A 13,911-nucleotide genomic window follows, 5' to 3' on the forward strand; every position below is an offset into this window, starting at 1 on the left:
GGCGGCCGCTTCATTGGAGGCCATTTTGTTTGTACAAAACCAACTCAAGTCCTGGATCGCCAGCATCCGCAGCAAGACCGCCTTGCCGCTACGCATAGAATTGTGGAACGGCCAGCATGTCGACCTGTCCAGCGAAGCGCCCAGAGTCACCATCCGCCTGCCGACCGTCGCCTCGGCCCGCTACCTGCTGAACCCGTCGCTGGCCAACCTGGGCTCGGCCTATGTGGAAGGCAATATCGAGGTCAAGGGCACGGCGATGGACATGATTTCCATCTGCAATGCCCTGGCGCGCACGACCTTGAAGCCGGAAGGCAAACTGGCCCGCATCGTGCGCAGCTTTACGCACGACAAGAGCAAGGATGCCGAAGCCATCCGCTACCACTACGACGTGTCGAACGCGTTCTATGAACAATTTCTCGACCCCGCCCTCGTGTATTCCTGCGCGTATTTCGAACACGGCGATGAAACCCTGGCGCAGGCGCAGGTCAAGAAGATCGACCATATCCTGAAGAAAATCCAGCTGCAGCCGGGCCAGACCCTGCTCGACATCGGCTGCGGCTGGGGCGCGCTCGTGATTCGTGCCGCGCAGCAATATGGCGCCCGCTGCGTGGGCGTGACCCTGTCGGAAAACCAGTACGCGCTGGCGCGCGAGCGCGTGGCGGCGGCCGGCCTGGCCCATTTGATCGATATCCGCCTGCAAGACTACCGCGACGTCACGGGCCAGTTCGACCGCATCACCAGCGTGGGCATGTTCGAGCACGTGGGCCTGAAACACTTGCCCGACTACTTTTCCATCATCCACAAGCTGCTCGCGCCCGATGGCATGGCGATGAACCACGGCATCACCTCGACCGACCCGGACAATGGCGAAACGCCGTATGGCGGCGGCGAGTTCATCGAAAAATATGTATTTCCGCACGGCGAGCTGGCGCACATCGGCAATGTCCTGAAAACCATGCAGCAGGGGGGACTGGAAGTGCTGGACGTGGAAAACCTGCGCCGCCACTATGCGCGCACCTGCGCCCTGTGGACGGAGAATTTCGAAGCCCATGCCGAGCAGATCCGTCCGCTGGCGGGCGAACGGCGCTTCCGCATCTGGCACGTCTACCTGGCCGGCTGCGCCTATGCCTTCGAGCAAGATTTGATCAGCCTGTACCAGATCGTCTGCGTGAAGGCGGGCCGGCGCTCGTCCACCCTGCCCTGGTCGCGCAACTACATGTATGCGCAAGAGAATACGCAGGAAACAAGGCCGGCGCCCGTGCTCGCGCCCTGACAGGCGTGCCGAGCCGTCTTACTTCAGGCGGCCCGCGTACATGGCGCGGAATTTCTCCACCTTGGGCGCGACGACGAGGGCGCAATAGCCCTGCAAGGGATGCTGCTCGACATAATTCTGGTGGTAATCCTCGGCCGGGTAAAAGGTGGCGGCCGGCGCCAGCTGCGTGACGATGGGCGCATCCCACACGCCGGCCATTTCGGCGAGCACCTTGCGCGCCACGCTTTCCTGCGCGGCCGACTGGTAATAGATGACGGAGCGAAATTGCGTACCGACATCATTTCCCTGGCGATTCAAGGTGGTGGGGTCGTGCAGCGTGAAAAAGATTTCCAGCAAGTCGTGGTAAGCGATGATGGCAGGATCGAATTCCAGGCGCACCACTTCCGCGTGGCCCGTGCCGCCCGCGCACACCTGTTCATAAGTGGGATGGGGCACGCTGCCGCCCGTGTAGCCGGACTCGACGCGCGTCACGCCGCGCACTTCCCCATACACGGCGGCGAGGCACCAGAAACAGCCACCGCCGAATACCGCCACTTCCGTCTGTTGATTCATGATGTCCTCCCGCAACGCTGCTGCGACTTATCATTTCACCACTGTAACGCAAAGCGCCATGGCTTGCAGCGCCGCTTGAAACGGCGCGTGGGACACCGCACATACGGGTATGCCGGCCACGATTGCGCTGGCATGGCCGATTTTTGGCATAATGTCAGCAAATAGACAGGTCACCCATGAACACACGCTCTCCCCGCGCGCCCGCGCAAGAATTCGATACGACACATTTCCGCCAGGCACTGTCGCAGTTTGCCACCGGCGTGACGGTCATTACGACGCGCCTGGCCGACGGCAGTTTCCGTGGCTTGACGGCCAGTTCCTTCAATTCCGTCTCGCTGTCGCCGCCCCTGGTGCTGTGGAGCCTCGGTTCCGTGGCGAACAGCATGCCCATTTTCAGCGGCAACTCGCATTACGTCATCAATGTGCTGGGCGCCGACCAGGCGGAACTGGCCACGCGCTTTTCACGCCGCACGCCGAATCCCTTCGACGACGTGGAGTACGAACTGTCGCGCACGGGCCAGCCCATCCTGAAAGGCGCATCGGCCTGGTTCGAATGCCACAACCGCAGCCGCTATCCGGAAGGCGACCACGTCATTTTCGTGGGCGAAGTGGAACAATGCGCGTTTGCCGCGCAGCCGCCCTTGATCTTCCACAATGGTAAGTTCAATACACCGCCAGCCTGAGCGGGACAAAAAAAAATCCGCCGAGGCGGATTTTTTGTTTTACAGGGTAAAGTTATACCCGATGCTGATACTCACGGCGACCGGGTCGAGCTTGATGTCCTGCGTCTGCCCCGTGGAGAATTTCGCCTTGGTTTTCAGGTAGGTCTTGACCACCGCCACATCGGCAAACCAGCGCTCGTTGAAGGCCAGGGTGCTGCCGACCACCAGGCTGCCTGTCAGCTTGTTGTCCATACGGTACGTCACTGGTTTTCCACCCGGATCCAGCAAGGCCGTCATCTGGCCCGAACCTTTTTCCTTCTGGAAATAGGCATACGTCAAGCCCGCGCCCACGTATGGGCGGATCATCGCATTGGGCTGGAAGAAACGGTACTGGATGAAGGCTGTCGGCGGCAAGGCTTCCGCCGTCCCCAGCTTGCCCGTGCCCTTGATGGAACCGTCGCCGATCAGGTCATGCTTGTACGGCACGCCCAAAATCATTTCAGCGGAAACATTGTCCGTGATCATGTAGGCAAAGGTCAGGATAGGCTTGGTATCCGACTTGACGTCGGCCTTGGTGCCCGGCAATGCCGGCGCGGAAATATCGCCACTGTCCACGTGCGGCGTGATCTTGTTGAGGCCAGCCTTGGCCATCCAGGTGCCTGCGCTTTGCGCCGAAGCGCCCGTCGCCATGGCCATCGCGGCAGCCGCGGCCAGCACGCGTACGGCGGTATTCAAACGATTCTTCATCTTGTCTCCTGATTCAGTATGTGCGGAGTGTTCCGCTTTCGAGTCTTGTCGCTGCCGGCACCGGCCGCGCCTCTCAGGCACAGCCGGTACGGCCATCCCTTACAGCCAGCCCCGCACGACCATGTCCTTGGCCACATAACGGGCCAGCAACAGGTTGTTGAACGGCGTAGGATGCACTTCGTCGGCATACGAGTAGTGGCTGACGTCGCCCGCTTTCAGGTTCGTGCCATTGCACACAAGCGAGCTGCCCAGGAAATTCTTCGCCGTGCTCAGGTCGCACGCCGTCTCGCTGACATTGGTCAAGCCATACGGGCCAGGATTGACGCCCTGGTCATGGCTGACGGCAAACACGTCGACCAGCAAGACTTTCGCATTGCCGTTCAAGCCCGCGCTCAGCTCGCCGTTGAAGGTGTTGACCATGGCATTGATCAGCGCCTTGGTGTTGGCATCCTTGCTCAAGCCCGATGGCGTGCCTGCCACGTCCGGCAGGTTGTTGACGATGACATAGTTGGCGCCCTTGGCGATGATCTGGTCCTTGACCAGCACTACCAGCTCCTTGCCGGCCTGTCCCATGGCGGCAACCAGCAACGGCCCCTGTGCCGCAGCGTAATCGGCACCGGCCTTGGCGCCGGCGGCGTTGCCCGTCACCGTCGCGTCGGCTTGTGCCTTGGCGGCCAGGGCCGGGGCCAGCGTCTGGGCATTCGCATTGCCCGCAATCATGGCAGCTTGCACGGCGGCACCGACGATGGTTGTCGACGTGGCGCCAGGCGCCGCACTGGCCGTCTTGATGGCGGTGCCAATGGCAACCACTGCCGTGTTTGGATTGGTGGCGCCGGCCGCCAGGGCCATCGCCAGGTTGGTGGCGAAAGCCTGGGCGCCAGCGGTCGCGCCAGCAGCCTGGCCGGCGGCGGTCGCCCCCGTTTGCAATGCACCCAGCAGATACAGCACGTCGTTACCGCCCGCCATCACGAAGACGGCTTCCGTGCCGCTGAACTTGCCGCCGGAAACGGCCAGGTGGTTCGCAATCTGCGTCACCACGGGTACGGTCAGGGCGCCCAGCGCACCGCCCGCCAACTTGTTGTTCGGGCCGACCGGGTTGGTGACGCGCGAACCGCCCATGGCGTAGCCGAAGCAGCCCGCATGCTTGACGCGCGGAGCCTGCAGGGAGGGAATGCTGCCTTCCAGGCCCGTTTCGGCGGCGCATGGCGCCGGCAAGCCGAATTGCGCGGCCAGGTGCTCGGTCCAGTTCTTGCCCGTCAGTTCAGGATTGATCTTGGTATTGTCGCCATTGATGGTGAATTTGCCGCCACCGCTCGCCGCCACGCCGGCGACGGCATACGAACCGACATCGGACAGGCTGTCGCCGAACGACACCTGCGCCGTGTATTTGACTTTCAAGGCTTGATCACCGCCACTGGCGCCGCCGCAACCTGCCAGGACAGCCGCAGCCAGCACGGCCAGCGCGAATTTTGTTTGATGCATTTTGTCTCCTCGGTCTTTTTTCTGGTTTCTAAACGAACGGGCGTGCTATTCGCTACCCAACTAATATGCCATCGTTCCTCAGGCTTGTATAGAAAATATGTTTTAAAAATCAACGAAATAACAACACTGCCAGCGCCCCGTCGCGACCGGGCGATCCGCTGAATTATGGAGGATATAAGATGTTTCGTGGCAAGCATTTCTATTGCGCTGCATCAAGAAAAAGCCCCTTGCGGGGCTTTTATTATGCGGACAGAAATTGCTGCAAGATACCACTTGAACCGAAGGCGGCACGCCGCAGACGGTCATTCACGCCCAGCCACGCGGGACCGGTGGGCGGTGCTTCGACGAGTATCAGCTCGGCGCCGACCTGGTCCATCGTGCGCAGCGAGGCATACAGCGCATGTGCGTAATTTTCCGGGGTCGCTGTCAGGCGCACGCTGGCGCTGGCCGGCGGCAGATCCGAGTAGTGGATCAGGGCCACGCGGCGCCCGTCATTGAGCAGACGGTTCAAGGTGGCGCGCACGTCGTCGCTGTGCTGCATCGCAACAGGCGTGTGCGGTGCGTAGTGCGATTCCAGGGTGCCCGAGGCGCGCGGCGCGGCCGCGTCCGCCACAGCCGGTGCGCGGCCAATGACGGCGGCGATCTGCTCGCTGCTGATATGGCCGGGACGCAACAGCACGGGACCGTGCGTGGCCAGGCGCGACAGGTCGACGATGGTCGATTCGATGCCGACATCGCTCTGTCCGCCGTCGAGGACCTGGCCCAGCAAGCCGCTGGCGAGTTCCGCCGCGAATTCATCGCGCACATGCTGCGCCGTGGTGGGGCTGACATTGCCGAATTTGTTCGCCGACGGCGCCGCCAGGCCGCCCTTGCCGCCCTTGAAGGTGCGTAGCAATGCGATAGCCACCGGGTGCGACGGGCAGCGCAAGCCCACCGTATCCTGGCCGCCGGACACGGCGTCGGGAATATGCGCGGCGCGCTTGACGATCAGGGTCAGCGGACCGGGCCAGAAGGCAGCCACCAGTTGCTGCGCTTCGGGCGGAATATCGTCGGACCAGTGCGCCAAGTCGGCGCCAGGCGCCACGTGCACGATCACGGGATGGTCCGAGGGCCGGCCCTTGGCTTCGTAGATGCGCGCCACGGCGGCCGGGTTTTCCGCATCGGCGCCCAGGCCATACACCGTTTCCGTCGGGAAAGCGACGAGGCCGCCCCCTTCCAGCACGGCAGCGGCCGCTGCCAGATCGTGTGCAAGTACGCTCACGGCGCGATTCCCAGGATCAGGCAAGCGTCGCGCAGGCGCTGCTGCGCCTCTTGCAAGGTGGCAGCGATGAAGGTCAGGTGGCCCATCTTGCGGCCACGGCGCGGGTCGTCCTTGCCATACAGGTGCAGGCACGCGCCCGGCAGCGCCAGCACCTGATCCCACGCCGGTTCGCAGGCAACATCGCTGTCGCCGGCAAACCAGGCGTCGCCCAGGATGTTGAGCATCACGGCCGGCGAATGCTGGCGCACGTCGCCCAGCGGCAGACGCGCCATGGCCCGCACCTGCTGCGCGAACTGGCTGGTGACGCAGGCGTCCATCGTGTAGTGGCCGCTGTTGTGGGGACGGGGCGCCATTTCATTGACCACCAGGCTGCCGTCGTCCAGCACGAAAAATTCGATGCACAGCACGCCGACATAGCCGAGTTCAGCGACCATGGCTTGCGCCGCCCGCTGCGCCCTGGCGGCGCAGTCGTCCGACACGTTCGGGCCAGGCACGGTAGTGGTAAACAGGACGCCGTCGCGGTGCACGTTTTCGGCGATCGGATACACGACCGACTGGCCATCCACGCCGCGCGCCGTCAGCACGGACACTTCATACGCCAGCGGCAACATTTTTTCCAACAGGCAAGTTACCTCGCCCATTTCCGCAAAGGCGGCGCGCACGTCGTCGCGCGTGCGCACGCGGAACTGGCCCTTGCCGTCATAGCCCATGCGCACGGTTTTCAAGATGCCGGGCAGCAAGTCGTCGCCGATGGCGTCGATATCGTCCTGCGTGGCGATGACCCTATGCGGCGCCGGCATTACGCCCGATTTCGCGGCACAGTCGACAAAGAAACGCTTTTCCGCGATGCGGTCTTGCGCCACCGACACGCCGTGGGCGTTGGGGGCAACAAACACGCGTTCGGCCAGGCGCGACAGGCTGTCGGCCGGCACGTTCTCGAATTCCGTGGTGACGGCCAGGCATTGCGCCGCCAGGGCGTCGAGACCGGCCACATCATCATATGCGGCATGGATCAGGCGCTGCGCCACCTGCCCCGCAGGGCAGGCGTCGGATGGTTCCAGTACGGCCACCTGATAACCCATGCCTTGTGCGGCCTGGGCAAACATGCGGCCGAGCTGGCCGCCGCCCATCACGCCCAGCCATGCCGATGGATGGGCGGCAGGCAGCAATGGGGAAGTCGATTTACTATTCATTATTTTTCAAACATATTAATCAGGCAAGACCATGGCCTTGGCGGCGGCCGTTTGCGTGGTACGGAAAGCTTCCAGCTTTTCGGCCAGGACATCGTCGTTGGCGGCCAGCATCGCCACGGCCGTCAGCGCCGCATTCGCCGCGCCCGCTTCGCCGATGGCGAAAGTGGCGACCGGCACGCCCTTGGGCATTTGCAGGATCGACAACATGGAGTCTTCGCCACGCAAGTATTTCGATGGCACGGGCACGCCCAGTACGGGCACGATGGTCATCGCCGCCACCATGCCAGGCAGGTGGGCTGCGCCGCCGGCGCCGGCGATGATGGCGCGCAAGCCGCGCGCGCGCGCGCTTTTCGCGTACGCATACATCTCGTCGGGCATGCGGTGCGCGGAAATGACTTGCGCTTCGTACGGCACGCCAAACTGTTTCAGGATGGCAACCGCATTCTGCATCACGTCCCAGTCAGAGGACGACCCCATGATGACGCCGACCAGCGGCTTATTGTGCTCGCTCATCTCAGGCCTTCAGCTTCTCGCCCGTCAGGCGTTCGATGGCTTCGAAGTACTTGGCCTGGGTTTTTTCGATGACGTCGGCCGGCAGCGCCGGCGCCGGCGCGGTCTTGCCCCAGGTCAACGTTTCCAGGTAGTCGCGCACGAATTGCTTGTCGAACGACGGCGGCGAGATGCCTGGCTGGTAGGAATCGGCAGGCCAGAAGCGCGACGAGTCGGCCGTCAGCACTTCATCCATCAGATGCATGACGCCATTGTCGTCCAGGCCGAATTCGAACTTGGTGTCGGCGATGATGATGCCGCGCGTGGCCGCATATTCGGCAGCCGTCTTGTACAGGGCAATGGCGACGTCGCGCATCTTGGCGGCCAGCTCGGCACCGATGCGCTCTTCCATTTCAGCAAAGCTGATGTTTTCGTCATGCTCGCCCAGCTCGGCCTTGGCTGCCGGGGTGAAGATCGGCTCCGGCAGTTTTTCCGCCTGTTGCAAGCCCGCTGGCAAGGCGATGCCGCAGATGCTGCCCGTATCTTGGTAATCTTTCCAGCCCGAACCGATGATGTAGCCGCGCACGACTGCCTCGACCATGATCGGTTTCAAACGCTTGGCCACCACGGCGCGGCCTTGCACTTGCTCCACTTCCTCTGGCGCCACCACGGATTCCGGCGCCACGCCGGTCAGGTGGTTCGGCACGATGTGGCCCAGTTTCTCGAACCAGAAGTCGCTCATCTGGTTGAGGACCTTGCCCTTGCCGGGGATAGGCTCGTTCATGACGACATCGAAGGCCGACAGGCGGTCCGTGGTGACGATCAAGATCTTGTCGTCGCCAACGGCGTAGTTGTCGCGGACCTTGCCGTGGCCCAGCAATGGCAGGGAGTGGATGGAAGTCTGATAGAGGCTGTTCATAGCGGGGGAATAGTTGGATGAAACGAAACCGGCGGGCAGGGGGTGCCCGCCGGTCGAGAAAATCGGGCACGGAGCATTGCTTCCGGCCCGTTCCAGACAGAATTTTACTTCACAATTTGCGACAGCTCGCCGGCCTTGTAGCGCTCGGCCATTTTTTCCATCGTGATGACCTTGATTTTCGACGCCTGGCCTTCGCAGCCGAACGCCTGCATGCGCGCGCGCACGATTTGCTCGGCGGCGGCACGGGCTGGCTTCAGGAAGTCGCGCGGGTCGAATTTCGACGGGTTCTCGAACAGATACTTGCGCACGGCAGCCGTCATCGCCAGGCGGATGTCGGTGTCGATGTTGATCTTGCGCACGCCGTGACGGATGCCTTCCTGGATTTCCTCGACTGGCACGCCGTAGGTTTCCTTCATGTCGCCGCCGAATTCGCGGATGATGGCCAGCAATTCCTGCGGCACCGACGACGAACCGTGCATCACCAGGTGGGTGTTCGGGATGCGCGCGTGGATTTCCTTGATGCGGTCGATGGCCAGGATGTCGCCCGTCGGCTTGCGGGTAAACTTGTACGCGCCGTGCGAGGTGCCGATGGCGATCGCCAGGGCGTCGCACTGGGTGCGCTGCACGAAATCGGCCGCTTGCGCCACGTCCGTCAGCAGTTGCTCGCGGGTCATGGTGCCGTCGGCGCCGTGGCCGTCTTCCTTGTCGCCCTTCATGGTTTCCAGCGAACCGAGCACGCCCAGTTCCGCTTCCACCGTCACGCCGATGGCGTGCGAGAATTTCACCACTTCACGCGACACTTCCACGTTGTATTCGTAGGAAGCGACCGACTTGCCGTCCGCTTCCAGCGAACCGTCCATCATCACGGAAGTAAAACCCGAGCGGATGGCGGCCATGCAGACGGCCGGCGACTGGCCGTGATCCTGGTGCATGACGACAGGAATGTGCGGATACGCTTCGACAGCGGCGTCGATCAAGTGGCGCAGGAACGCTTCACCGGCGTACTTGCGCGCGCCAGCGGACGCTTGCATGATCACCGGGCTGTTCAGCGCATCGGCGGCAGCCATGATGGCTTGCACTTGCTCCAGGTTATTGACGTTGAAAGCAGGAATGCCATAACCGTTTTCGGCAGCATGGTCCAGCAGTTGACGCATGGATACGAGAGACATGGTAATACTCCAGATAACAATAGAAACCGTTGCGGCGCTTCGCGGTGGTCAATAACCGCGGCGGCGCCTGAATTCTTTCAACTAAATTAGAACGTCCAACAAACTGCTCAGGGCTAGGCGCGTTGCCGAAGGCAGTACAACTAGTACAACTAGGCAATGCAACAACGCCCTGGGCAGTTTTTACTCGAATTCGCCTACCTTCACAATCTTCAAGGCATTCGTGCCGCCCACCTGCCCCATCGGCTCGCCCCAGGTGACGACGATCATGTCGCCCTTGCGGACGATGCCCTGCGCCACCAGCAGCTCTTCCGCCTGCTTCAGCACTTGTGCGCTGGGGGCGTTCTGCATCAGATGATACGCCCGAACATTGCGGTACAGCGCGGCTTTGCGCAAAGTGGTGACACTGGGCGTGAGCGCGTAGATCGGCGTGTCGATACTGTGGCGGCTCATCCACAAGGCGGTGGAACCGGATTCCGTCAGCGCCACGATGGCTTTGACGCGCAGGTGATGGGCCGTGAACAGCGCGCCATAGGCGATCGACTGGTCGATGCGGGTAAACGTGACGTTGAGGAAATCGGCATCGAGCTTGTTGTATTCGGACTGTTCCGCTTCCACGCAGATGGCGGCCATCATTTCCACCGTCTCGATCGGGTACTTGCCCGAGGCCGTTTCGGCCGACGTCATGACGGCGTCCGTGCCATCGAGCACGGCATTGGCCACGTCGGACACTTCCGCGCGGGTCGGCACGGCGTTGACGATCATCGATTCCATCATCTGTGTTGCCGTAATAGCAATCTTGTTCGACGCGCGCGCCATCTTGATCATGCGTTTCTGCAAGGCCGGCACGGCCGCATTGCCCACCTCGACCGCCAGGTCGCCGCGCGCCACCATGATGCCGTCGGACGCGTCGAGAATCTCTTGCAGGGCAGGAATGGCTTCCGCGCGCTCGATCTTGGCGATCATCATCGGCTTGTGGTGGTACGTTTCGCCGGCGATATTGGCCAGCTGGCGCGCCATTTCCATGTCGGTCGCACATTTCGGGAAGGAAATAGCCAGATAGTCGGCCTGGAAACTCATGGCCGTCTTGATATCTTCCATATCCTTGGCCGTCAGCGCGGGCGCGGACAGGCCGCCACCCTGGCGATTGATACCCTTGTTATTCGACAATTCGCCGCCAATCTTGACGGTGGTGTGGATTTCGCTGCCGTGGATGCGCTCGACGATCAGCACGATGAGGCCGTCGTTCAGCAGCAGCACGTCGCCCTTGTGCAAGTCGCGCGGCAGGGCCTTGTAGTCGAGGCCGACACGCTCCTGGTTGCCCAGTTCGCCGTTTTCGCCCCACTTGGCGTCGAGGATGAACTTGTCGCCCGCTTCGAGCTGGATGCGGGAATTTTCAAACTTGCCGACGCGAATCTTCGGCCCTTGCATGTCGGCCATGATGGCCACTTCGCGGCCGCACTCGGCCGCCGCCAGGCGCACCAGCGCCGCGCGGTCGATATGGTCTTGCGCCTTGCCGTGGGAAAAATTCAAACGCACCACGTCGACGCCCGCACGTATCATCTTCACCAGGATATCGAAGTCGGTGGAAGCGGGGCCGATTGTTGCTACGATTTTTGTACCGCGTGGCATAGGAGTCCTTGTGCGCGAGCGAAGGTGAGCAAGACCTGGCGGCTGAACCGCCCGGCAAGGTAAAAGCGCAGCGGTCAGGCTGCGCTTGGTACTGAATTGCTGACGGTAGCGCCTTAAGCGGCGCGCTGCATCAGGATTTCAACGGCGGGTAAAGTCTTGCCTTCCAGGAACTCCAGGAAAGCGCCGCCGCCCGTCGAGATATAGCTGATTTTATCGGTAATGTCGTATTTGGCAATCGCCGCCAGGGTGTCGCCACCGCCAGCGATCGAGAATGCTTTCGAATCGGCAATGGCCAGGGCCAGGGTCTTGGTGCCGTTGCCGAACTGGTCGAATTCGAATACGCCGACGGGGCCGTTCCACACGATGGTGCCGGCGGCGCCGATTTGCTGCGCCAGCAAGGCCGCCGTTTTCGGGCCGATATCGAGGATCATGTCGTCGTCCGCCACGTCGGCCACGTCCTTGACGGTGGCAACGGCCGTGGGCGAGAATTCCTTGGCGCACACGACATCGACGGGAATCGGCACTTGCGCGCCGCGCTTGGCCATGATGTCGATGATGGCTTTCGCTTCCTCGACGAGTTCCGCTTCCACCAGCGACTTGCCGACATTCAAGCCGACAGCTTTCATGAAGGTGTTGGCGATGCCGCCGCCGACGATCAGGTTATCGACCTTGTCGGACAGGGCTTTCAGGATGGTCAGCTTGCTCGATACTTTCGAACCAGCAACAATGGCCAGCAGCGGACGGGCCGGCGCGTGCAGCGCCTTGCCCAATGCATCGAGCTCGGCGGCCAGCAGCGGGCCGGCGCAGGCGACGGGCGCGAACTTGGCGATGCCGTGCGTGGACGCTTCGGCGCGGTGGGCCGTGCCGAACGCGTCATTGACGTAGATATCGCACAATTTGGCCATTTTTTGCGCCAGCTCATCGCTGTTTTTCTTTTCGCCCTTGTTGACGCGCACGTTTTCCAGCAGGACGACCTGGCCGGCAGCCAGGTTTTCCAGGCCAGCGCCATCGACCCAGTTTTGTTTCAATGCAACTTCCTGGCCCAGCAGCTCGGACAGGCGTGCCGCCACGGGCGCCAGGCTGTCGGCAGGCTTGAACTCGCCTTCCGTCGGACGGCCCAGGTGCGACGTCACCATGACGGCGGCGCCAGCGTCCAGCGCGGCGCGGATGGCCGGCACCGAGGCGCGGATGCGCGTATCTTCGGTGATCTTGCCACTGTCATCTTGCGGGACATTCAGGTCGGCGCGGATAAACACGCGCTTGCCTTGCAGTGCATTTTGGGCGATCAAATCTTGCAGACGGATGAAGTTGAGAACAGCTGACATGGCGATCCAGATGACGAGTGGAAGGAAGTGCGCTATTTTACCGCAATGACCAGAGCAAATCCCCGATTTGTCCTGCTTTACTGAAAAACGTGCAACAGTCGCAAGCCCGTGAAAACCAGCATGCCAAACACGATGGTTTGCAGCATATTGCGGCGGATCACAAAAAAGAGCGTGGCGGCAATACCGGACAGGAGTTTCAAATTCGACAACTCAAGGTGCACTTGCTGCCCCTCCATCAGCATGTCGGGCGCGATGATGGCGGCCAGCGCGCAGGCCGGCGCATAGCGCAACATCTCGCCCACGCGGCGCGGAATGGTGATGTGATGGCCGATCAGCCAAAAGGTGCTGCGCGTGGCGGCCGTCGCCACCACCAGCACGGCGATGGCGATCCACACGTCGGCCCTGCCCCAGTCTATGCCGTCAAACATGGCGTTTTGTCCATTTTTCTGTCAATTCTTCCACGGCCATGGCGCTGACCATGCCCACCACGACGGCCACCAGCAAGCCCAGCTTATACGGCAGGCCGTAGGCCAGCACGGCCACCGCACCCGCCACCAGCACGCCGCACAGGGCGGCGCGGCTGAGGATCAGCGGCACCGTCACGCACAGGATCGCCAGGGTGCCGGCAAAACCCAAGCCCCATTCGGCCGGCACGACGGCGCCCAGCACGATACCGATGAAGGAACCGATTTGCCAGGCCAGCCAGTTGGGGTAGATCAAGCCTTTCAGGAAAGGCAGCTTGGCCGGGTCCGGCGTTTCGTGCGGATAGCGCTGCAGGAACAGGCCCACCGTGATGTCGCCCGCCACATAGCCGAGCCCAAAGCGCTGGCGCCACGGCAGATGGGAAAAATGGGGCGCCAACAGCACGGAAAAGATGACAAAACGCAAATTGACGACGAGGGCCGTGGCGAAGATCACCCACACGGGCGCCTGCGCGGCCAGCAGCGGCAAGGACGCGAGCTGGGCCGAGCCGGCAAAGACAAACAGGGTCATGGCCCCCGCCTGCGCCACCGTCAAGCCGCTTTTCACCATGGCCACGCCCACCACCATGCCCCAGGCGGCGATGCCCAGCAGGGTGGGCGCACCCAGGTTCAGGCCGGCGCGCCAGGCATCTTTCAGCAGGGCGTCATCCTTGGCGGCCAGGACGGCGTTCACGCGGCGCTCCGGCAGGCGTACTGTGGTAACTGCACAACAATGGTGCGTGGCGACA

The 13,911-nt window shown here is 62.4% G+C and carries 14 protein-coding genes; 2 read left to right on the forward strand and 12 right to left on the reverse strand.

Annotation, left to right across the window (positions count from 1 at the left end):
* Positions 1–25: 25 nt before the first annotated feature.
* The gene (locus tag O3298_RS06800; RefSeq protein ID WP_099668346.1) at positions 26–1,273 is read left to right on the forward strand and encodes a cyclopropane-fatty-acyl-phospholipid synthase family protein; all 1,248 of its coding nucleotides are present in this window, start codon (positions 26–28) and stop codon (positions 1,271–1,273) included.
* A gap of 18 nt (positions 1,274–1,291) precedes the next feature.
* Here O3298_RS06800 and msrA read toward each other — a convergent pair whose 3' ends face one another.
* A complete protein-coding gene (gene msrA, locus O3298_RS06805; protein ID WP_305058837.1) occupies positions 1,292–1,825 on the reverse strand; it encodes a peptide-methionine (S)-S-oxide reductase MsrA in 534 nt (177 codons plus the stop codon).
* Positions 1,826–2,001: 176 nt separating this feature from the next.
* Here msrA and O3298_RS06810 point away from each other — a divergent pair, with 176 nt between their 5' ends.
* Complete coding sequence (locus O3298_RS06810; protein WP_077408668.1) at positions 2,002–2,508, forward strand: flavin reductase family protein; 507 nt, start codon at positions 2,002–2,004, stop codon at positions 2,506–2,508.
* A 39-nt stretch (positions 2,509–2,547) separates the two neighbouring features.
* Here O3298_RS06810 and O3298_RS06815 read toward each other — a convergent pair whose 3' ends face one another.
* From O3298_RS06815 to O3298_RS06865, 11 genes are all read right to left on the reverse strand, one after another.
* Complete coding sequence (locus tag O3298_RS06815; protein ID WP_289903322.1) at positions 2,548–3,234, reverse strand: OmpW family protein; 687 nt, start codon at positions 3,232–3,234, stop codon at positions 2,548–2,550.
* A gap of 99 nt (positions 3,235–3,333) precedes the next feature.
* Positions 3,334–4,716 (reverse strand): SGNH/GDSL hydrolase family protein, encoded by a 1,383-nt coding sequence (locus O3298_RS06820; RefSeq protein WP_305058838.1) that lies wholly within the window; start codon positions 4,714–4,716, stop codon positions 3,334–3,336.
* 241 nt (positions 4,717–4,957) lie between these two features.
* Positions 4,958–5,977, reverse strand: coding sequence for an L-threonylcarbamoyladenylate synthase (locus tag O3298_RS06825; RefSeq protein WP_305058839.1), 1,020 nt, complete (start codon positions 5,975–5,977; stop codon positions 4,958–4,960).
* Entirely contained in the window at positions 5,974–7,170 is a 1,197-nt protein-coding gene (locus O3298_RS06830) for a 5-(carboxyamino)imidazole ribonucleotide synthase (RefSeq protein ID WP_305058840.1), read from the reverse strand. Before O3298_RS06830 ends, O3298_RS06825 begins: the two co-directional genes overlap by 4 nt.
* A 15-nt stretch (positions 7,171–7,185) precedes the next feature.
* On the reverse strand, positions 7,186–7,683 hold the full coding sequence (purE, locus tag O3298_RS06835; protein WP_289900147.1) for a 5-(carboxyamino)imidazole ribonucleotide mutase: 498 nt from the start codon (positions 7,681–7,683) through the stop codon (positions 7,186–7,188).
* Between the two features lies 1 nt (position 7,684).
* Positions 7,685–8,578 (reverse strand): phosphoribosylaminoimidazolesuccinocarboxamide synthase, encoded by an 894-nt coding sequence (locus O3298_RS06840; RefSeq protein WP_099666367.1) that lies wholly within the window; start codon positions 8,576–8,578, stop codon positions 7,685–7,687.
* A 104-nt stretch (positions 8,579–8,682) separates the two neighbouring features.
* On the reverse strand, positions 8,683–9,747 hold the full coding sequence (fba, locus tag O3298_RS06845; protein ID WP_289903317.1) for a class II fructose-bisphosphate aldolase: 1,065 nt from the start codon (positions 9,745–9,747) through the stop codon (positions 8,683–8,685).
* A gap of 180 nt (positions 9,748–9,927) precedes the next feature.
* Positions 9,928–11,376, reverse strand: coding sequence for a pyruvate kinase (gene pyk / locus O3298_RS06850; RefSeq protein WP_305058841.1), 1,449 nt, complete (start codon positions 11,374–11,376; stop codon positions 9,928–9,930).
* A 113-nt stretch (positions 11,377–11,489) separates the two neighbouring features.
* Positions 11,490–12,701 (reverse strand): phosphoglycerate kinase, encoded by a 1,212-nt coding sequence (locus O3298_RS06855; protein ID WP_099666365.1) that lies wholly within the window; start codon positions 12,699–12,701, stop codon positions 11,490–11,492.
* A 77-nt stretch (positions 12,702–12,778) separates the two neighbouring features.
* Complete coding sequence (locus O3298_RS06860; protein ID WP_034780613.1) at positions 12,779–13,129, reverse strand: AzlD domain-containing protein; 351 nt, start codon at positions 13,127–13,129, stop codon at positions 12,779–12,781.
* Positions 13,122–13,856 (reverse strand): AzlC family ABC transporter permease, encoded by a 735-nt coding sequence (locus tag O3298_RS06865; RefSeq protein WP_099668344.1) that lies wholly within the window; start codon positions 13,854–13,856, stop codon positions 13,122–13,124. Before O3298_RS06865 ends, O3298_RS06860 begins: the two co-directional genes overlap by 8 nt.
* Between the last annotated feature and the right edge of the window lie 55 nt (positions 13,857–13,911).

The organism is Janthinobacterium sp. SUN137, assembly GCF_030587265.1.
Lineage (GTDB): Bacteria > Pseudomonadota > Gammaproteobacteria > Burkholderiales > Burkholderiaceae_D > Janthinobacterium > Janthinobacterium kumbetense.